This is a genomic window from Butyricicoccus sp. OF27-2pH9A (assembly GCF_027693185.1).
GTDB classification, from domain to species: Bacteria; Bacillota; Clostridia; order Oscillospirales; family Butyricicoccaceae; genus Agathobaculum; species Agathobaculum butyriciproducens.
The window spans coordinates 212506-234445 of sequence record NZ_JAQEXK010000001.1; the positions used below are offsets into that span (position 1 = coordinate 212506).

Sequence of the window (21940 nt, forward strand, 5' to 3'; positions counted from 1 at the left end):
CCTCTCTCTTGTTCGTTGTCTGCGCCGTAGGTCGGCACAATTTATTTTTTATTATAACATGCTGCCGCGCTCCTGCACAACAGAAATTTCCGCCGTTGGCGCTGACGGAAGTTTTCCTTTATTCTGCATCGCATTGGTAGTATAATATAATTGTGCAACCGGTCAAATTCCGGTAAACAAAGGGAGGGAGAGCGACCCGGCTGCGGTCGAACGACTATGAACCGACAGAAAATTCTGATTGTTGATGACTCAGAGCTCAACCGAGAAATGCTCAAGGCGATTCTCGGTGAGGAATATGACTACGCAGAGGCAGAGGACGGCGCGCAGGCCCTCCTCATGATCCAGCAGGATATGCACATCGACCTGCTTCTGCTGGATATCAATATGCCGAAAATCGACGGCTTCGGCGTGCTCGAGCGCATGAATCAGTTCCGCTGGATTGAGGAGCTGCCAGTCATCATGATCTCCGCCACCGAGGACCGTGCGGTTATCGAGCACTGTTACAGCCTCGGCATTACCGACTATATCCGCCGTCCGTTCGACTCCTTCATCGTGCAGCGCCGCGTCAAAAACACGCTCACGCTCTACGCCAACCAGAAGCGGCTGATGGGCATGGTCTCCGACCAGATCTATCAGAACGAGAAGGACAGCCATGTCATGATCGGCATCCTCAGTCATATCGTCGAGTTCCGCAACAGCGAGAGCGCACAGCATGTGCTTCAGGTGCAGACCGTGACCGAAATGCTGCTGCGCAAGCTGACCGAAAAGACCGATGTATACGGTCTGACCGAGGACAAGATCCGCCTCATCACCACCGCGTCCGCCCTGCACGACATCGGCAAGATCAGCATCCCCGAGAACATTCTGAACAAGGCGGGCGCACTGACGCCCGAGGAATTCAACATCATCCGCACCCATCCCGTCATCGGCGCATCCATGCTCGAGGGGTTGACGCAGTACCGCGACGAGCCGCTGGTCAAGGTCGCCATCGAGATCTGCCGCTGGCACCACGAGCGCTGGGACGGCGGCGGCTATCCGGACGGCCTGCTCGGTGAACAGATCCCGATCTCGGCGCAGGTAGTCGCACTGGCGGACGTATTTGACGCGCTGACCAGTGACCGCTGCTACAAAAAGGCATACACCCACGACACCGCCATCACCATGATCCTAAACGGAGAGTGCGGCGCGTTCAACCCGATGCTGCTCGACTGCCTGCAGGAGAGCAGCATGCGTCTCCGGAGCGCACTGCCGACGCTTGCCGCCGATCAGGTGCTCCGCCGCGACGCAAAGCGCCTGTCTGCCGAGCTGCTGCAAAAGAGCGCTGTACCGCACAGCGACCGCGCCCAGCGCGAGCTGAATTATGTCAAGGAAAAGCTGGATTTCTTTGTCTCCTGCTGCGGCGATGTGCAGTTTGAGTATGACGTTCCTGCCGGTACCATCATAATAGCCGACCGGAGCCGTCCGCGTCAGCAGCAGTGCACGATACTGGACGTGCATGAAACGGACAGTCTCCGACTGCTGCGGCCGGCCGATATTGCGCGGCTCAGAGCCGCTCTCAAGGCCACAACGCCCGAGAACAACGAGCTTTCGCTCAGCCTGCTCCTGCCGGTCGGGCGCAAGCAGCACTGGCACAATCTCCGGATGCACACGCTCTGGTCACCGTTCTCCCCCGGTCACTATGTCGGCGTGATCGGCTGTCTGACCGATGCGCAGAAGGTGCAGGGCAGCTGTGCGCCCTTCCGCTGCACAGGCAAAAGCGCAACGGACGAGCCGTCGATCATCGACGATATACAGCGTCTGAGCACGGTCTTTGATGTCGTCCGTCTGGTTGACCCGACAAAATACGCCGTGCTCGATCTCGATGCGGACGGCATTCTGCACCGCACAGGCGAGCGCTGCGCCGCGTTCTGGGATAACGATGCGGGCTGCGCCAACTGCATCTCCGCACGGGCGTTTGCTGAGCATACTACGCTCAACAAGCTCGAATTTACACGAAATGAGATGTATTTCGTCATCGCCAAGTATATTACGATCAACGGCACGCCCTGCGTGCTCGAGCTGATCTCGCGGCTCAACGAGGGCCGCTGGATTGACGCAAACGGCTCGCGTTTTCTGCTTGACCGCACGCGCGGCGAGGATATGCAGCTGTTCCTCGACCCGCTGACCAACGTCTATTCGCGCCGCTATTTTGAAACCTACCGCACCCACCTTGAGGGCATGGAGGGCGTGGCGCTGATCGACGTAAACAACTTCAAGCTCATCAACGATCGCTGCGGCCACGCCGCAGGCGATGCGGCGCTGCGCGACATTGCAAACGCGGTGCGCTCCTGCATTCGCAAGACCGATATTCTGATCCGCTACGGCGGCGACGAGTTCCTGCTGCTGTTTCCGCGCATGACCGAGGAGGCTTTCCTCGACAAGAAAAAGCAGATCCAGCAGGTCGTGCGCGGCATCCGCATGTCGGAGTTCGCGGATGTCCAGCTTTCGGTCAGCATCGGCGGCATCTGCGGCGTGCATCCGATCACAGAGGCTATCCGCAAGGCGGATTATCTGATGTATCTGGACAAGGCAGAGCAGAAGTCCTGAAAAGCGAAATCCCCTGCCGGGGAGACAGAAAATCTGTCCCCGGCAGGGGATTTTTTTGCGTTCTTTCCAAGCGGCAGCCGCGGCAGCGCGACGGAGTCTGCGCAAGGAGCCGCGGCAGCGCGACCGGAGCCTGCGCAAGAAGCCGCGTCTTTAATTTTGTGCTGCCTCCGCTTTCTCGACCGAAACGACCGTGCCGTCAAACGAATCGACCTCGGATACCGTGCCCGTATAAGTCACAGTGACCGAATCGCCCTCTGCGGCATCGTCCAGACCCTTCGGCGTATTGGAGGGATCGTAGGTAAATTCATAGGCGGCACCCTCGGCATCCGTTACAACGAACATGCCGTTCTTCTTCTCATCGAGCGAGCCGGTGAGCGTGTTTTCCTGCTGCTGTTCACTGCTCGAGGACGAGGCCGCCGCAGACGATGCTGTACCGGTATCCTTATTTTCGGCGGGCTTGCTGCCGCAGGCCGAAAGCGATGCAGCCAGCAGAGCCGTGCATGCAAATACCATCAGTGTTTTTTTCATGTAAAAAGCCTTCTTTCTAAGAGAGCATATCTGCTCTCTTTCTCTCTATTAGACGAAGCACGTCTAAAAAGGTTCCGGCTTCTGAAAAATTTTTTTCACGGATTTTTGGGGTGGTCCGCCGCACCCGGTCACATCTGTTCGACGGCTTCCTCGGTCAGCAGCCGCAGCAGCTCGCCCGGCGGCAGAGGACGGGAGAAATAATAGCCCTGAATCATGTCCACGTTCCAGCTCCGCAGCAGCTCCATCTCCTCTTTCGTCTCCACACCCTCCGCAATGATGCGGTAGCCGAGACGGCAGAAGGCGGATACGATGCTCTGGTAGAAAAGCGCGGCGTTTTTGTCCGTGCAGATATGGAACAGCAGCGAACGGTCAAGCTTGATGACCGAGAACGGCAGCTGCATGACCGTGTTCAGGTTGGCGTAACCCGAGCCGAAATCGTCCAGACACAGGCCGATGCCGACCGCCTGAAAGCTCTCCGCCACCCGGGTCAGGCTCGCGGAGTACTCGGTCGCAACCGTTTCGGTAATCTCAAACTGGAAGCAGGAGTACGGCAGTCCGTATTCGTCCAGAATGCGGATAAGGTGGCTTCCGCCATCGCTGTGAATGAGATCGAGCGGCGAAAGATTGATCTTGACGTTCGCAATGCTTGCGCGGAGCGCCGGGTTTTCGCGTAGAAAACGGCAGACGCGCCGCAGCTGAAGCTCGGTGATCTGGCTGATAAGGTGATTCTTCTCCGCAAGGCGGATAAAAATATCCGGTGAAATCCAGCCGAGTGTGGGATGCCGCAGGCGGCTGAGCGCCTCAAGGGTGACAAAGCGCTGCTGATGCAGCGAATAGACCGGCTGATAGTAGACCTCGAACAAATCCTCGTCGATCGCGCGGTGCAGGAACTGCTCGACCTGCTTGTTGTAGTAAAAGCTGTCCCTGTTCTTGCGGTCGTTCTGGATGACCTCAGTCCCGCCGCTGCGTGCTGCGAGAGATTCAAGATATTCCGCATAATCCAGCACAAGACCGCCCGTTCCCAGCTTTTCCGCGCCCACCACGCCGCACAGGATGACCGGCGAGGGCGCGGCCTGCTCGTCATCCGGCTGCGTGTGGAACACCTGCCGCAGGCTCGTCAGGCAGGCTTCGTACTCGCGCAGCGAGAACGTCAGCAGCAAAAACCGCTTGCCTGTCACGCGGAACACGTTCCTGCCCGCGATCTCCTGCATGTGCTCTGCCGCGCGGCGCAGAAATTCATCGCCGCTCTGTACGCCCGAGACTTTGTTCATGTGGTCAAGCTGGTAGGCGTAGACCGTGATGATGTGAAAAGCCTTGTGCGCGTCGGTCAGCTCGTTCATGCGGCGCAGCAGATACTGCTTGTCATTCAGTCCGGTCAGGCTGTCCATGCACGCGCAGGGATTATTGATGGTCAGATACATTGCAAGGATGCTGAGCGAAAGGCCGAAGCCGGTCGTCAGCACCGCGGGATTGACGGCCTGCGCGGCGATGCCGAAGGCGGCGAGCAAAAAGACCGTAAGCAGCGCCGTCAGATTGCGGCGGCTGACCGCATCCCGGTGCACCGCGACAAAAATCGCTGCCGCCGCGATGTGCAGCAGGGCACTGACATACAGCAGCAGATACCACGGACCGTAGCAGTAGCCGGTGCTGTCGAAATAGAACAGCTTTTCGGTGAAGGGGTTGGTCAGAATGATAAAGACCAAAGCGATAGTCGGAATGCCCATGCGCAGCACGGTTCCGGTGGAGATCACACGGCTTGAGCACAGTGTACAGACATAGTACAGCAGCATGAGCGGCAGAATCGCCTGAAACAGATAGAACACGGTGTTCGAGAGCATGCGGCCGACGCCGAAGCTGTACGGAGCGTACAGAATGAAGCATGTACTGACCAGCTCAGCAAGAACGTCCAGACTGACGACAGTCAGCAGGCGGCGGAACATGAGGCTGTTCCGGTCATCCATCTGCCGCTGATGAGAATACTGCCACAGAACAACCAGCAGCACCGCCATCCCGGCGATCAGATAATGTAGATTGGTTGTCATTCCGTGTCCCCTCCCAGTCTGGTTTCATTTCTCTTCAAATAGGCGTCCGCCTCCGCCTTCCACGCGCTGATGCTGCGCGATTTTCCGTCCTCGTCGCACAGGCGGCTGAAGCCGTAGGTCATCGTGATGCGGGCGCGCGGCGCACAGGTGCGGTTGTACCGCGCGACAATCGCGCTGAACTGCCGGTGCAGCTGCCCCGAATTTGCCCTTGGCTCGGGACGGATGAGGGCGAACTCGTTTCCGCCGGTGCGGAAGCACGATACGCTTTCGCCTCCGTCCTCGCACGCGCGGCAGAAGTCTGCAACGCATCGTGCGGCGGCGATGACCGCCTCATCCCCTGCTTGAAGGCCGAAGCGGTCATTGCGCTCGTTCAGACCCTCCAGCCGGATATAGGTCAGCACCGCATCGCGGCATCCGACCTCGCCGGTGCGGATGCGCTCCATGTATTCCTCGAACGCGCGGCGATTCGGCAGACCGGTCATACGATCCTCGCGCTGCATCAGATGGCTGATACGGTGCTCCATGTGAAAGCGCATATCCTCAGCCGCCTGTCCGATCAGTTCACGGAGGAGCAGGATGATGAACAGCAGCACACCAAACTGGAATATTGCATCGTACCAGTAGATGTGCAGCAGGCCGTACAGAACGAGCGCGGCCACGCCGAACACGCCCAGTGCGGCAAACGCCGCAATATGCAGCCGAAGCTGCTGCGAGGGCTGCTCGCGGTACGACCGGAGCAGCACGATCAGCATCGCTGCAACGCCTGCCGCCAGAATCAGGTGCGTCAGCGGCAGCATATCAATAAACCGGATGCCGAAAAGCCGGTACGCCGCGCCCTGTGCAAGCGCGTTGGCGCAGAACAGCGCAATGCATATATCGGGAACAAGCTGCTGTCTGCCGCTTACCGCATTGCGGACAAAATGCACCATCGGGATAGACATCAGCATAAAGGCGTAAAAGGAAACGACACTTCCGGCGGCAGTATCCCGTCCATAAATCTGATACAGAGCGGAATCGGTCAGGCACCACAGGCTGCACAGCAGCAGAAAGACCGCCACATCGAGGAAGCGGCGCTCGTGGATGCCGCGGCTGCTCATGTAGCAGAAGATCAGCAGCGCCAGCACGGCAAGGATGACCATGGCGAGCATCATAACCAGAGAAAACAGCGAGGTCTGGATATGATGACCGGTGATGCTCCGCACCGAGCCGAGCAGAGGCGCGTTAAACCTGCCGGTCCGGTTGGAAAGCTGCGTAAAGGTCAGGCTGAGCGTCTGTCCGCCGATGTTGTCCGGAAGTTCCGCATCCGCCCACAGGCGGCCCTTCATCTGCGTGTTTTTCGGAAAGGCGTTGTCCTCGTAGCGATAAAGCAGCGTTTCACCCGCACGGATTTCGATGCCGTATTCCACGCCACGCGCGGACAGCAGCCTTCCGGCATCGCTGTCGGTCAGCGTGTCGTTATACAAGGTAAGCGTCTGCCTCGGCTCGGCCGGAAGCGTGACCGGGAGCGCAACCTCGTGCCGCACGCCGTCCGTCAGCTGATACCAGCCGGTATCGAGAGTGGAAAGCTCCCTGTCCGGCTCGTGCTGATGCAGTCCGGCAATGAGGAACGTCAGCATTGCCACGGTCAGCAGCAGGGCGGCTGTCTCTGCGGTGCACCGCAGGGTTTTGTGTTTCATGACTGTTCCTCCGTCCGGTCGTCTTCGTGATGGTGCTGCTTTTCCGCGTACATGCGGCTGTCCGCCGTGATGCGCACCTGCGAAGCGTCACCGTCCTCCGGATAGCAGGCGCAGCCGCAGCTGACGCCGACAGAGAGCAGTTTTCCTTCGATAACGATGGGCGCAGAGAGCATTGTCTGAATGCGCTCGGCCATGCGGCCGCGCTGCTCTTCGTCCATATCGGCGCTGACGATAAGCGCGAACTCATCGCCGCCGATGCGGAAGGCATAGTCCCGGCTGCGGATGCAGCGCAGCAACCGCGCGCTGATCTCCTTGAGCAGCCGGTCTCCCATAGCGTGACCGTAGGTGTCGTTTATCGGCTTAAAGCGGTCGAGATCGAGGTAATACAGCACAAACGGCAGCTTTTTCGCCTCACAGATGTTCAGGACCCGGCTGAAATAGCGCTCGTTGAACAGGCCGGTCAGGCTGTCCGTGTTTGCCATGTTTTCCAGCTCGACCTTCTGCCCGATATCCTGCACAACCTGCATGATCACGGAGACCGTGCCGTCCGCGTGCCACTCAACCGGGAGGACGGTCATCACCATATAGGCGTTCTCCGTCCGGCTGCAATACTCGATTTTGAGATTGTCATCCGGTTTGCGGAGCACGCTGCGCAGATAGTCCGGCGTAAGCAGCCGCGAAAGCTTGGCGTTTTCCGTATCGGTCAGCGCGGCATAGCGTTTAGAGATGATTTCGACCATTTCCGAATACTGCCCGGAGGTCGGATAGATCGGCTGATCGAACCGCAGCTCATGATAGCGGTAGCGTCCGGTATCCAGATTGACGACCGCATAGCGATCGACGATGCGGCTCATGCTTTGCAGGAAACGGTCGCTCTTCATTTTTTCACGTTCGAGGTTCAGCCGCTCCGTTTCCTCGTTCTTAAGGCGCAGCCGGCTCTCCATGCCCAGCGCCAGCACCACGATGATGACGGCGAAAAAACTGAGTGCGCCGAGCATGATGAGCGAGGAATTCTGCACGTCATACAGTGCACTGTCCACCTCATCCGCCTGGATGATGCCAACGAGTGACCAGTCCGGAAACGCGGTCGGTATCGCGACCAGATAGTTTCTCGCCCCAGCGCAGGTAAACTGCGCGCTTCCGCTCTTGCCAAGCTGAATGCAGTCCTTAATATCGTCCATGCTGCCGTATTTCCAGTCAGCGTGGTTGGACAGATCGTACAGGTTGGTCATTCCCGCGCACAGCTCGGTCTGCGGTTCAAACTCCAGCACGATGTCGCCGTTCGAGCGCACCACATAGCAGTCGCTCTGTCCGCCGTACATACTGCCGTCAACCAGATCATCGACCACGTCCGTATCATAGCTGACCGCGATACCGGTGTAGGTCACGCCGTCCAGCGTCAGATTTCGGCTCATCGGCATCGCAAACGCGATCTTGGGCACACCGTAGGTTGCCGTATAGGTGGAGACGATTGGCTCGCCCTTGCTGTACATCTCCTGAAAAACGCCGTCGATGCTGTCGGCGCTGCCCTTTCGCCCATCTGCCGTTAGATACTGCGTGCTCTCGTTGAACAGATAGAGGTCGCTGTAATGCCACGACAGCTTGTTGCTCTGCGCATCCGACCAGATGCTGTCAACAGCCGCATCCTCCTTCGCATTCTTCATCAGACTGTCCCACTGGCTCAGCACGGCCCAGTTTCTCTGCACGAACAGCGTGAAGGTCTTGGAGATTTGCGCATAGCTTTCGAGCAGATGATTCGAGCTTTCCTGATAAATCTGCATTCCGATGTAGTTGCTGTAAACGCCAATGCCCGCCGCGAACACTATGGTGAGAAGTGCGGTCAGCAGAGCAATTCTTGATCGCTTTTTCATGTTCTGCCCCTCCTTCGGTAAAATTTATTCATTCCTTTTCCCATGCCATAATTATACTATTTCCCGACCCAAAAAGAAAGCGAAGATTGCGGCGCAGCGGCATTTATTTTCCTCTGCATATCCGAAAAACCCGAAGTACCGTCAGCCGTTTTCGGCCGGTACTCCGGGTTTTGATGTATCCGCATGGCGCGGTCAGTGCATAATGCCCTTCAGCGCGTCGATCAGCTCCTCAACCACGATCGGCTTGGACAAAAAGCCGTTCATGCCGCAGTCGAACGCCTGCTTTCGCTCCTCCTCAAACACGTTGGCCGTCATGGCAACGATCGGGACTGCGGCGCGCGCCGGGTCCTTCAGCGCACGAATGCGCTGGGTGGCGGTGTAGCCGTCCATGACCGGCATCTGCACATCCATCAGCACCAGATCATAGCGGCCCGGGTCCGAGGTACGGACCTTCTCCACCGCGACCGCGCCGTTCTCAGCGATATCGACCAGAAAACCGTACTCGTGCAGGATTGTCATTGCGATTTCACGGTTCAGCTCGTTATCCTCGACCAGCAGGATATGCCGTCCGCGGAAGTCGGCGTTTTTCCCGGGCAGGATGTCCTGCTCATCCGCCGTCTGCATGTGCCCGATGGCTGTCAGCAGGGTGTCGCGCAGGTCGGACAGGAACATCGGCTTGGAGCAGAAGGCCGTCACGCCTGCCGCCTTCGCCTCCGCTTCGATGTCCGACCAGTCGTAGGCGGTCAGGATGATGATGGGGGTGTCATCGTTCAGGCTGCGGATCTGGCGCGTGACCTCGATGCCGTTCATGTCCGGCAGCCGCCAGTCGATGATATAGGCGCGGCAGGGGTCGCCCAACTCGATGGACTGCCGCGCACGCAGCACGGCCTCCCGTCCGGAGAGCGTCCACTCCGCACGCATTCCCACACGGGTCAGCAGCTTTGCCACGCTGTCGCAGGTGTTGAAATCGTCGTCCACCACCAGCGCCTTGAGGCCGGCAAGCTCCGCAATCTTTTCCTCGCGGCGGCTGCCGGTCTGCACGCGCAGCGGCAGGCAGATGATAAACTCGGTGCCTCGGTTCTTCTCGGTCTGCACCTTGATCGTGCCGCCCATCATTTCGACGATATTCCGGGTGATGGCCATGCCGAGGCCGGTTCCCTGTATCCGGCTGACCGTGGAGGTACGCTCGCGTTCAAACGGCTCGAAAATCTTCTGCGCGAACTCCGGACTCATGCCGATGCCGTTGTCGCGGACGCGGAACTCGTACTGCGCACAGTCGCGCACGGTTCCGGCAAGCTGCCGGATACGCACGGAGACCGTGCCGCCCGCGGGCGTAAACTTGATGGCGTTGGACAGCAGGTTGAGCAGAATCTGTCCCAGACGTGTCCGATCACAGTAAACGTCCTCGTCGGCAACGTCAAGCACATCCATATAAAGCTCGAGCTGCTTGGCGTATATCTGTCCGCTGACGATGGTCTTGATATCGTGCAGCATCTCGGCGAGGTTGACCTCGGTTTCCTCCAGATGAAGCTTGCCGCTCTCGATGCGGCTCATGTCCAGAATATCGTTGATGAGCGCGAGCAGGTGACGGCTCGAGGAGAGGGTTTTGGTCAGATAGTCCTTCACCCGTTCCTGATTGTCGATATTGCTGACCGCAAGGGTGGTAAATCCGATGATCGCATTCATCGGTGTGCGGATATCGTGCGACATATTGGACAGGAAGGTGCTCTTGGCGCGGCTGGCGGCTTCGGCGGCCGCAACCGCCTCGGAAAGCGCCTGATTGATCTTCCGGTCAGCCGTGCGGTCGGACATCACGAGGATGTACTTGGTCCGGCCTGCGACCTCGCTGCCCATGGCGACGATGTGGAACCAGCGGCGCTCACCGGTCTGCTGATGGGCATAATCGGCATCCCATTCGCTCTGCTCGCCGCACTGAATCCCCGCGAGGAAGTTCTTATCGTGGTCGGGAGAGTCTTTCGGGTGCAGCGCCCGCAGTGCACGGATGTCCTGCTGCACCTGCTCGAGCGGCACGCCAAGCAGCCGCTCGATGTTCGGGCTGACATAGTCCGTGCGGGAGGTTTCGGCATCCAGCATGAAGAAAACATCGTCCACGTTGCGTGAGAGCCGGGTGAACAGCTCATCCTTGTACAGGATCTCAGTATCTCTCCGACGCAGCGCATCGCGGCTTCTGTGCACGATGAGCGCGATAAGCAGCACCATAAGCAGGCACGCAATAGCGGTCACGATCTCGACCGTCCGGTGCCACAGCGTATCCATGCTGGCGTTAACAACGCTGACCGGGACAAGGCTGAGCATGATCCAGTCCTGGATGCCTGTGTTCTCGTAGACCAGATAGTACCGGGTTCCATGCAGCGTCAGCATCAGACTGCCGTTCCTGCCCTGCGCGAAATCGTCACTCAGCGCGTCGAACGCTTTATCGGACAGATTGGAGCTGCTGCGCAGCTCCGCGAGGAAATTATAGACCGATTCCTCGCTGCCGTTCTCACCGTCAGCCTCGCTGTCGAGCACAACGCGCCCGTCCGGGTAGACAACATAGTTGTGGCTCGTGCCCTCGAAGGCGGAGTTGTCGATCGCGTTCAGCACCGTATCATTATAGTAGGCGATGGCGATCGCATCATAGGTGAAGCCGCGGTAGGTGCCGCTCATCTCCGGGCAGGCAAACACGAGCATCTGCGGCTTTCCGGGCAGCACCGCATTCACAACGACGTCCTCTCCGGCGAAAAGCTGCGTGTCCAGATCGGTCTGCGAGCCAAGGCTGCTCTTTTCGCCGTCCTGCGTCATGCAGCTGCCGTCCGAGGCGAGGAAGTAGAGGGCGGCGCAGCCGGTCTCCTTCTGCATCTCGTTCAGACTGGAACGGATCTGTTCTTCGCTCGAGGCGTTTTTCAGCAAACCGCCCCACAGATGCAGAATCATCTGGTTTCGGCTGACCAGATGGTTCAGCATATTGTCGGATTTACGCAGGATCTCCGACAGATGCGAGGTGCTCTCCCGATAGACCGTCTGCGACATAAACAAGAAATACCGATAGCAGATGCCGCCGAGCAGCACCGCCAAAGCCAACAGTGCGGCGGCAGGGCGGCGCCATTTTTTCAGGAAGCGATATTTTATTTTGCTTCCGCGTGTTTTATCTGCCATTTCCGTTTACCTCAATGTAATATAGTTTTCCGGCTCCGCCAGTACGGCATTCCCCTCGGAGACATACGCGCTCCAGGTGTCCCGAACTCTCGTGTCGCCGCCCTCGAAGGCACGGCTCTCGTCCACAAACAGCGGCGCCATGCTGCCCGCTGTCGCCAGACAGGTTACGGTTACGGTCTCGTCCTCGCGGAGCGGTTTGCCGTCCCGCGTGATCCCGGTCAGCGTAAAGCCGCCGTTTTCCTCCTTGACCTCGATGGCGATGCCGCTGACCACCGGCAGAGAGCCGCGGTTGAACGGCGTAAAGCCGCCCTCGCAGCCCTCGACAAAGGCGCGGACGGTCTCGGTCAGCTCCGCACCGTTCATCGTGCGCTGATACGCGCGCAGATCGTTCGGCATGATCATAGAGGCAGCCATATTCTCGGTGTAGTCTGCCGCCAGCACGCTGCCGGTAAAGCTGTTCGCCGCAGCAATGAGCACATCGGTGTCATACACGCCGCGCAGCGTGTTCGCCATTACGGAGAAGGCAGCGTTGCCGCTGTCCGCATGGAAAACGTTCGAATAGCCCTTGTCCGAGGTCAGCACAGCCGTATCCGCGGCGGGCTCATCCGCAAGCAGCTGCGCGTTGAACGCCTGATACGCCTGCTCTGCTGTGTATTCGCCCGCGATCATGCGCGAGACCACATCCTTGGAGACCGAGAAGAAATCGTTGGAGGCGATGCGGATGTACATATGGTTCTGCTCGACCACCGGGCGCACGTCCTCCAGATAATCGGTCAGACGGAGGCTGACGTTCTGGCTGTAGCTCAGAATGTCCTGTCCGTCATAGACGATGCGGTTCTGTGCTTCCTCGGAGAGCATGACACGGAGCACCTGCATCGCCTTGTCGCGGCGGTTGCTGTCCTGCTCGAGATTGCGGCTCAGCGCAACCTGAAAATACGGGGTGGTCATCAGCCACTGCTGCCCGTCCTGACCGAAGAACGGCAGGAAGGTCGTATCAATGCCCTCATCCTGCAGGATTTTAACATTAGCAGAACTGCTGAAGAACATGGCAAGCTCGCCGCTGCGCATCCGGTCCATGATGTCATCGTAGGTCAGCGTCAGGTCAGCGGCGTTCAGGCCGGTATCGTGGATGAACTGCTCGAGGTTCTTGAATGCGGTCGGCCAAACGGTGTCGTCCAGACCGACTTTCTCGGTGCTGGCCGGGTCGCTGTACGCGGTGCGCCATTTGCGGCCTTCCGCCGAGGAAAGCTCAGAGACAGAAAGTCCCTGAAGCGTTTCCATGCAGGTGTAATCGTAGAAATAGTCCGCATCAAAGCCGCGGATGCCGTGCTTTTCAAACGCTTGACAGGCGGAAACAAAGCTGTCGTAATCGGTGGGCAGCGGAATGCCGTATTTCTCGAACAGACTGCGGTTGACCACAAAGCCGTGCGCGTCCGCGCAGACCGGCAGCCAGTTTACGCTGCCGTCCTCGTTTTTGAAGCTGTTGAGGTAGGTGTTGTAGACCGCGCCCGCCTCGTTGGTCGTGGCGAGGTTCATCAGACTGTCCTTCAGCGGCGCAGCGTCATGCAGCGAGAAGCGGCAGCAGGTAATGATGTCCGGCAGGCCGCCGTTCTCGTTCAAAAATTTGTAAAAATCCAGATCGTTATTGCCGACAATGAACTCAATATTCACATCCGGCAGCTGCGACTGGATATAGGGGGCATATTTTTCGTACAGCGTGGTGTTCCACAGATAGACCTGAATGGTTTCCGCATCCTCCTGCGCTTCGCTCTTTTGTGCGCCGCAGCCGGTCAGCAGACATGCCGCTGTTACCAGTACCGCGAGCAGGAAGGACAGACCCCGCTTCCGCTTTTTCGTTTTCATCAACCAATTCTCCTTACCCGTGACAGCCGCCTCTCCCCGACAGACTGCCCTTCTTTTTCCTCATTTCTCGCCGCAAAACGGCATTATATAAGAATAGCATAGCACTTCACAGGCGGTATTTCAAGGAATTTCGCCTTTTTTCCTGCTAAAACAGGCGAAAACACAGACTATATGCCGTATCCGGAGCGCTTTTGCGGCGAATATCCCTGTAAAACAAGTTGAAATGGGATACCGGCATGAAACACTGTGCGGCTGCAAGGCTGCGAAAAGAACACACCGCCGCACCTCCGATGAGCAAAAAAAGACCCGCCGATTTCTCGACGGGTCGATTGCCCAAATTCAATCTGTACATTTCCAAGGCTTCCTTTGCTGCAAGCCTGTGGTAATTTGGTGTAAGCTATCTGCAGAATCTCGCGTATACACGGTTATTCTGCCTTGTGCACCCGCAATCAGTCCAGCGGCTTCATTGTCGGGAAATTATGACCTGAACGGACAAAGGTCTGCAAGCCCCTGTTGACCCTCTGCGGTCGCTCAACAGCGGTTAAATCGACCTCGATTAAAAGTCTGCGATTCCTTGTTGTTTACAATCCTCTCACTGGCACACGCTTTGGCATACGCGGCATACACAGCGAAGTACCGCCTGCACTCACGCTTTGTTCGCATCTGTCTTCCTTTTACTCGTTCATTATACCACTTTTTCGGCGCTCTGCTACTTGAAATTTCAACTGTACCCATTCGCTCAAAATTCAAAAACCGCTTCCCGAACGCCTCAGCCTGCTTTTCCCAAAATCGCTGATTACTTATAATTCTTATATTCGACCCATTTCCGAACAATTCCCCCTAAAATAGAGCAAACACTCAAACTGACAAGCAGCAGATTTGCAAGTTCCCCAAAAGCCAGAAAAGCGGCTGCAACAAACAGGTTCATTACAAGAACTACTCCTGTTTTTGGTATCTTTGCCACAGTATACATATACGGAATCCAGTCCATAATAAAACCGCTAACACACCGAAACAAAGGATATGTCTCTATTTTTGGTAAAACCATAGATGTAGGTTAATCATGTTTTTTTAATCAGCATTTTGATACTCACTGTCTTCCCCAAATAGCTACCGAATTTGACCTCACGATCAATTCTTCGACAGGTAGACCAATCGGGCAAATGTTATGGCAAGCTAATGATTTCCCGCATCCCTCAAAATAATTTTCCTTATATTGAGTTGAAACATCGTTTCGATGGCTTATTTCCTGTTCTTCATTCAGAATCCGAAAAGCGTTGACCGCTGCAACCGCTCCAGCAAAAGTACCCTTTGAAGAAAAGTTTGGACAAACCTCAAGGCAGCACCCGCACATCAGGCAGCGAGCCGACTGATACCTCGGTTCGTGTGTAAATTCAATCATATAGGCTTCGCTTTCCAACCAAAGGTTTAGTTTCTTCAAGTTCTCAAACAGGAATGACCGGTCAACAATCAGATCCCTGACAAGAGGAAACTTACTGAGTGGTTCCAGCGTAACGGTACTGCTCTTTAGCATATTCAGAAATGTAGAGCAGGCCAGCCGGGGAAGTCCGTTGATCAGCATGGCACACGCTCCGCATTTACGTACCATACAACTGCATTCCCATCCAATAGGAGCAGCCGTATTCCCACATGCATCTGTCAGTGGGCTACGACTATTCAATTCGTTTAAGACAGCGGCAATAGAACTATTTTCACTTCCGCCAAACTCAAATTCCTGCCAATAGCTGTCTGATTTCTGATTCTCTTGTCGCCGAATCCGTACTTTATATACCAAGTTAATCACCGCCTCTCTGGAACAGACATAAAGGAAATTTGTATCTGCTTTCCGTCAAATCGTGCCACCGTCGTTTTGAGAAAATCCCTGTTGTTGCATTCAGGATAATCCTCCCGCCAGTGCGCTCCCCGGCTTTCTTTTCGGGCAAAGGCGCTTTGGAGAACTGCAAGACCAAGCAACGGCAGAGTTCCTTTTAGTTCCTGCACTTTCCGAATCCCTTTTAACAGGGAACTTCCATTTCTAACAACCCCAAGAGAATCCTGCATAGCCTGATTTAATTGTTTTGTTCCCACAATTTCCTGTACTGGTGGAATATCTATCTGCGCCGCACAAGATAAAACTACGCCGTCAGCTTGTTCGCAGGCTGACTTTGCCGCAACACGTCCTCCGTACAATGCGCCCAACAGGGAATTACCACCCAGACGGTTTGCACCATGATATTGGGCACAGCATTCCCCGGCAGCATAAAGATTCTGAATCGACGTTCTGTGCTGCTCATCCACAAGAATACCACCCATGAAGTAGTGGATTCCTGGCAAAACAGGCACAGGTTCCTTCCGAATATCCTTATGCAGATATGTCATGCAGTCATCTGCTAAGCCAGACAGCTTATTTGAAATGACCTCCTTCGATATTTCCGTCATATCAAGAAATACCTCGGATTCATGGCTGACCTTCCATATTTCTCTGGCGGTAATATCACGGGGCATCAGATTTCCAAGCTCCGGGTATTTTTCCTCCATGAAATACCACGGCTGATTGTTTCTGAGAGCAAACAGCCTGCCGCCTTCCCCTCTGGCTGCCTCGCTGATAAGCATACGTTTCCCGCCGCATTCCACAGTAGTCGGATGATACTGGATCATTTCACCATTTGCCAGAGGAACACCAAGCCGGAACAATTCTGCGGTTACTTCTCCCGTATTGGACAGCGAACCTGTTGTATTCCCAAACAATCCGTGCATACCACCGGAGGCAACAATGACCGCATTCCCCGGTAATTCCACAATTTCCTGACTGTATTCATCCCTAATTACACAACCACAGCAAACACTGCCGCACAGTCGAAGCGTCAGGAAAGAATGGTGGCTAAACCGTTCTACCATACCAGCCCCTTCTTTTCGACGAACAGCGTCAATCATAGCGGTCATAATCTGCTTCCCGGTGTCACTCTGTGCAAAGGCAGTCCGTTTCTTTTTCTGCCCGCCAAAATTCCGCAAATCCACATCATCATATCCGCTCATATTAAATTGAACTCCAAGTTTTAACAGCCAGTGCACCAGCTCCGGTGCTGCCTGTGTCATTCCCCAAACTGCATTTGGGTCTGCCAGACCGCAAGCCACCTTTATTGTATCTGTGAAATGTTCTTCGGGACTGTCGTTTTCATCTTTTGTATTCAAAGCTGCGTTGATACCGCCCTCCGCCATAACAGACTGCGCCCGCTCTGATGGAAAGGAGGAAACCAGTTTTACATTGCATCCATTTTCCGCTGCCTGCAAAGCCGCTGAAAGTCCTGCCAGTCCAGCACCTATAATAATAATTGTCTTACTCATAGATATTGCCATCCAATATAGTATAAAATGACTGCTCCAGCAATAAATAGGAGGAGCACCGAAAGGATCAGGTAAATATCGTTCCGGCGTTCTTTATAACTGATGATTCCCAGTGATACGAGCAATGGGCGGATATTGATAAAAATATGAACAAAGATTGCCGCTACGAACAAAAGCTGAGTTACCATCTTTACAGTTGTAAAAGGGAACAGAATATATGTTCCGTTCTGCACTTTTCCAAACAAGCCGATGTGGAAGAACAGCAGAATTAGTATCGCCAGCCCGCTGGCACGTCTCGCCCAAAAGATATTGTTCTGCTTCAGATATTTTTGACCTGCTTGTTTAGCAGTTCGCAGGCTCCGAACTGTCAACAAAATGCCAATGGCGGTATGGACAACAAGAATCGCGACTCCAATCCAAGCAAGAACTTTCCCGGCGCTACTTCCTACCCCAACCAGCATAAAGCTGCCCATGATCCCATGAATCATAAAAATGAGAAGCATCAAAACAGACAAAAATGTATTCCATTTTCTCATAAGACCCACTCACCTCATTTCTTCGCTGTCCATAATTATGTAGTCCATCTGCTCAAGCGTCGTAATATCCATGAAATTATCCGATGCCAAGAACACGTCATACTTTCCGCTTATCACTCTGGACAGCAGCATGTTGTTACTGTACTCCGTCAAATCCACGGAAAAACCGGCCTGTTCCAACCTGTCGCAGAGTTTCTTAGCATAACTGACAAGCGGATAATCCGTCTCAGATACATATAACCGAAAACTAATGTCCGTTTTCATGAGATCTGTTTCATTTGTTTCCGAATCGTCCAGTGCCAATTCTTTTAATTTATTCCGGGTGTTCTCGTTGTCGAGACCATCTGACATCATATTAATACCGAGAACATAAGAGCCTTCCAACTGTGCGGAGGCTTGAGCCGCCTTTTTTGACTTCGGTGTTGCTCCTGTGATTGCATCAATCATAGAGGGCGGTGAGTGCAAAAGTGCACCGAAACCTGCAAGAAAAACAATCGTAACAACTAACAGAATCAGTTTTCGTTTCACATTGCCACCTCGTTTCTTATTTTTTTAAAATCCTCATTGCGTTCAAGACGGCAATTATGGTAACGCCTACATCACCAAATACAGCTTCCCACATTCCCGCAATACCAAGAGCGCCAAGAATCAGGAACACACTCTTAATCCCAAGAGCAATCACTATATTCTGCATGACAATCTGTTTTGTCGCTTTTGCTACTTCAATCGCGTCCACCAGCTTAGACGGTTCATCTGTCACCAGAACTACATCTGCTGCTTCAATGGCCGCATCCGAACCAAGCCCACCCATTGCGATACCAACATCCGCACGAGCAAGGACAGGAGCATCATTGATACCATCACCAACAAAAGCCAATTTGCTTCCCGGTCTCTTTTTACCATCTAAAAGCTCAACCTTTTCCACTTTTTGATCAGGAAGCAGCTGTGCATAATATTCATCCAACTGCAATTCTTCTGCAACAGACTTCCCAATTTTTTCATCATCACCGGTAAGCATGACTGTTTTTTCCACACCGATATGTTTCAAATCAGAAATTGCTTTTTTGCTGTCCGGCTTTACTTCATCTGTTATCAAAATGCATCCGGCATATTGACCATCTACTGCTACATAAACCTTTGTACCAACTTTTTCACAGGCTGTGTACTCCACATGCTCTGAATCCATAAGTTTCGTATTGCCAGCATAAACTTTCTTCTTTCCTGCCATGGCACTGATTCCATATCCGGAAATTTCCTTGTAATCAGAGATAACTGATTGGTCAATTTCTTTTCCATATGCAGAGAGAATGGATTTTGCAATAGGATGGTTAGAAAAGCTCTCTGCCTGGGCCGCATACTCCAGAACCTGTTCTTTTGAAAATCCATTTGCAGGCAGAATATCAGTCACATTGAAAACACCCTTTGTAAGTGTTCCAGTTTTATCGAACACAATAATGCTGACATTATTAAGCGCCTCTAAATAATTACTTCCTTTTACAAGAACACCTCGTTTAGATGCCGCACCAATACCTCCGAAGAAAGTCAGCGGGATTGAAATGACCAATGCACATGGGCAAGATACCACAAGGAAAACAAATCCTCTGCGAATCCACTCTGTCCAACCTCCACCAAGAAGGATCGGTGGCAGAATTGCCAGAATAGCTGCTAAGATTACAACAACAGGAGTGTAATAACGTGCAAATGTAGTAATGAAATTTTCTGTTGGTGCTTTTCTACTGGACGCATTCTCCACAAGATCAATAATCTTTGAAGCAGTAGATTCACCAAATGCTTTCGTTGTCTTAATCGTTAAAACACCCGTCTGATTCATACAACCGGAAAGTGCTTCGTCTCCTTTATGAACGCTTCTCGGAACCGATTCTCCAGTTAAAGCCCTCGTATCCAGCATAGAATCTCCATCCAATACCACACCGTCTAATGGGATTTTTTCACCAGGCTTTACAATAATAATCTCACCAATGGCAACACTTTCAGGAGATATGGTAATCAATCCTCCGTTCCTTCTGACTGTAGCACAATCCGGACGTATATCCATTAAATCTGATATAGATTTTCTGGAACGCTCAACAGCCAACGACTGGAAAAATTCACCGACTTGATAGAACAGCATAACAGCAACTGCTTCCGGATATTCACCAATGACAAAAGCACCAATCGTAGAAACGCTCATCAGGAAATGTTCATCAAACACACGTCCCTTTGAAATATTCCTCACAGCTTGCCATACAACATCCCCGCCAAGAATAATATAGGAGACAATGAGAAAAACTAACTCGACAGGCAGTGGCACTTTCGCAAAAACTGTCAATGCCATACCAATACCATAGATTGCTGCGCCAATCGCTAAACGAATCGTCAACTTCTTGTCCTCATTGTTATAGGATTCATTGGCCTCCTGCTTTTTTTCCGGTATATAAGATTCCTGTACAATTTCAGAAACTTCCACATCGGGCTCATGACTATGAACAATCGTTTCAATCTGACTGGCTATCGTATCTGCGGCTTTCTGAGTAACATTGATTGTAAGCGTCTGCTTCATCAGATTTACCACTGAGGATTGCACTCCATCCAATTCTCCGACTTCTTTTTCAATTTTTGCGGAGCAGCTCGGACAGTCCAAGCCCTTTAACAAATAACTCTTTGTAACGGGGATAATTGTTTCTTCCTGAACCTCCACACCCGGCTCATGGCTGTGGACAATCGTTTCAATCTGACTGGCTATTGTATTTGCGGCAACTGGAGCAACATTGATTGTAAGCGTCTGCTTCATCAAATTTACAACTGAGGATTGTACTCCATCCAATTCTCCGACTTCTTTTTCAATTTTATGATAATAATTTAATAGATTTCTAATTATCTCTTTAGATGTTCTTATATGCCGGTATAGCCCGTTACTTCGGGCTTTTCCGGCACTTTTCATATCGGAAGAACTTCACAAATCTTTTTATTACCCCTCATGTTTTCACTCTCAAAAGTAGTAAAAGTAGTAGTAAATTCTGCGTACTACTTATGCCGCCTTGGTTTCCTCGGCGTTTTCCGCCGCAGTTTCCGGCTTGGCCTCTGTGGTGGTTTTTGCCTTGGCTTGCAGCCGTTCCATTTCCTCCTGTGCGGAATGGAAAGTAGCGTGGGCGTAATAGTTCAGCGTCATTACAATGTTGGCGTGTCCCATGATGTACTGCAATGCTTTGGGGTTCATGCCCGCGTTTGCCATTCTGGTACAGAATGTATGCCGCATGGTGTGCGGCGTCATCACATCGGGCAGCGGCTCCTTGTGGCACTTGTTGTACTTCTTGGCAAGGCACTTGAACATGGCGTCATAGTTGACGGCGGTTTTGGGCAGGCCATCCCGGTTCAGGAACAGGAAGTCCTTATAACCATCAACCTTAATGCACCTGCCGTCCCTGCGCTTCTTCAACACGCGCTCAAACGCTTCATAGGCGGCTGCGCTCATCGGCACTTGACGGAATCCGCTTTCTGTTTTTGGCGCTTCGATATAGTAGCCGTCCTCGGTGCTTCTCAAAAGCTGGTGGTCTACATTCACAAAGCGCTTCTCAAAATTCAGGTCGGCTGGCGTCAGGCCGCAGAGTTCGGAAATACGAAGCCCGGTTTCCAGCAGGATCACCACCTCGTCATAATACTTGGCATAGACAGGATCGTTCTGCATGAAGTCCAAAAGCTCGTTTTCCTGTGTAGGGGTAAGCGGCACCTTTGGTACGGTATCGTCGTTGATAACCTCATTGATCTGGAAGTCAAAAGGATTCTTGCGGAGGCAATCGTCCTGTACGGCCATATAAAAGATGGCTTTTAAGGAACGCTTGCTGTTGCAGATGGTGTTGTAGGCAACGCCCTTTTCCTGCATACGCAAGGCCCATTCTTTTGCGTCGGACAGCTTCACGCTGTCAATGCTGGCCGCGCCCAGCTTATCTTCGGACAGAAGTTTCATTAACTGCTGGCGGCTCTTTTGGGTTCCTTTCCGCACATTCCCGCGCTGCCGGGTGTACTTTTCATAAAGCTGGCACACGGTCATTTTCTTGCCGATGGTGTCTATCCCGTCGTCAAGGTCTTTCTGTATCTGCTTGATCTTCTCGCGCAGGGAAAGACAGGGCCGTTTCCCGGCAGGTACTTTGTCGGTAGGTACTAACTTCCATGAGTAAACAAACTGGGTTTCTCCAAAGGTGTCAATGTATTTGTAAGCGTATCTTCCATCTGATCGCTGGCTCTCTCCAGACTTCAAAAGGCGGCCTTTGTTGTCCCGTCTTTTTTCATCTCGTTCTTTTCTTGGCATTTCGTCATGCTCCTTTCCATGACGGAAAGAG

General features: G+C 53.6%; 14 protein-coding genes. 1 reads left to right on the forward strand and 13 read right to left on the reverse strand.

Annotated features, from left to right (window positions below; translation table 11 throughout):
• The first annotated feature begins 216 nt into the window (after positions 1-216).
• Positions 217-2586, forward strand: a complete 2370-nt coding sequence (locus tag PG722_RS01020; protein WP_270579398.1) for an HD domain-containing phosphohydrolase — start codon at positions 217-219, stop codon at positions 2584-2586.
• Between the two features lie 150 nt (positions 2587-2736).
• On the opposite strand, the gene PG722_RS01025 is transcribed toward PG722_RS01020, so the two are convergent.
• From PG722_RS01025 to PG722_RS01085, 13 genes are all read right to left on the reverse strand, one after another.
• Positions 2737-3114 (reverse strand): hypothetical protein, encoded by a 378-nt coding sequence (locus PG722_RS01025; RefSeq protein ID WP_270579399.1) that lies wholly within the window; start codon positions 3112-3114, stop codon positions 2737-2739.
• Positions 3115-3242: 128 nt separating this feature from the next.
• Positions 3243-5156 (reverse strand): GGDEF domain-containing phosphodiesterase, encoded by a 1914-nt coding sequence (locus PG722_RS01030; RefSeq protein WP_270579400.1) that lies wholly within the window; start codon positions 5154-5156, stop codon positions 3243-3245.
• A complete protein-coding gene (locus PG722_RS01035; RefSeq protein WP_270579401.1) occupies positions 5153-6832 on the reverse strand; it encodes a sensor domain-containing diguanylate cyclase in 1680 nt (559 codons plus the stop codon). Before PG722_RS01035 ends, PG722_RS01030 begins: the two co-directional genes overlap by 4 nt.
• Complete coding sequence (locus PG722_RS01040; RefSeq protein ID WP_270579403.1) at positions 6829-8703, reverse strand: sensor domain-containing diguanylate cyclase; 1875 nt, start codon at positions 8701-8703, stop codon at positions 6829-6831. Before PG722_RS01040 ends, PG722_RS01035 begins: the two co-directional genes overlap by 4 nt.
• Before the next feature lie 192 nt (positions 8704-8895).
• Positions 8896-11859 (reverse strand): hybrid sensor histidine kinase/response regulator, encoded by a 2964-nt coding sequence (locus PG722_RS01045; RefSeq protein WP_270579404.1) that lies wholly within the window; start codon positions 11857-11859, stop codon positions 8896-8898.
• 6 nt (positions 11860-11865) lie between these two features.
• The gene (locus tag PG722_RS01050; protein WP_270579406.1) at positions 11866-13722 is read right to left on the reverse strand and encodes an ABC transporter substrate-binding protein; all 1857 of its coding nucleotides are present in this window, start codon (positions 13720-13722) and stop codon (positions 11866-11868) included.
• A gap of 796 nt (positions 13723-14518) precedes the next feature.
• Positions 14519-14770: an MptD family putative ECF transporter S component gene (locus PG722_RS01055; protein WP_118760362.1), complete on the reverse strand. Its 252-nt coding sequence runs from the start codon at positions 14768-14770 to the stop codon at positions 14519-14521.
• A 42-nt stretch (positions 14771-14812) separates the two neighbouring features.
• Positions 14813-15526, reverse strand: coding sequence for a 2Fe-2S iron-sulfur cluster-binding protein (locus PG722_RS01060; RefSeq protein WP_442861181.1), 714 nt, complete (start codon positions 15524-15526; stop codon positions 14813-14815).
• Positions 15523-17067, reverse strand: coding sequence for an FAD-dependent oxidoreductase (locus PG722_RS01065; protein ID WP_270579407.1), 1545 nt, complete (start codon positions 17065-17067; stop codon positions 15523-15525). The genes PG722_RS01060 and PG722_RS01065 overlap by 4 nt, the downstream gene beginning before the upstream one ends.
• Complete coding sequence (locus PG722_RS01070) at positions 17064-17603, reverse strand: pilus assembly protein PilX (RefSeq protein WP_110436409.1); 540 nt, start codon at positions 17601-17603, stop codon at positions 17064-17066. Before PG722_RS01070 ends, PG722_RS01065 begins: the two co-directional genes overlap by 4 nt.
• 9 nt (positions 17604-17612) lie before the next feature.
• Positions 17613-18131 carry a DUF6921 family protein gene (locus PG722_RS01075; RefSeq protein WP_118753575.1) on the reverse strand — a complete coding sequence of 173 codons (519 nt, stop codon included), beginning with the start codon at positions 18129-18131 and terminating at the stop codon, positions 17613-17615.
• Positions 18132-18147: 16 nt separating this feature from the next.
• Entirely contained in the window at positions 18148-20544 is a 2397-nt protein-coding gene (locus tag PG722_RS01080; protein WP_330674651.1) for a heavy metal translocating P-type ATPase, read from the reverse strand.
• An 87-nt stretch (positions 20545-20631) separates the two neighbouring features.
• A complete protein-coding gene (locus PG722_RS01085) occupies positions 20632-21909 on the reverse strand; it encodes a tyrosine-type recombinase/integrase (RefSeq protein WP_071441245.1) in 1278 nt (425 codons plus the stop codon).
• Between the last annotated feature and the right edge of the window lie 31 nt (positions 21910-21940).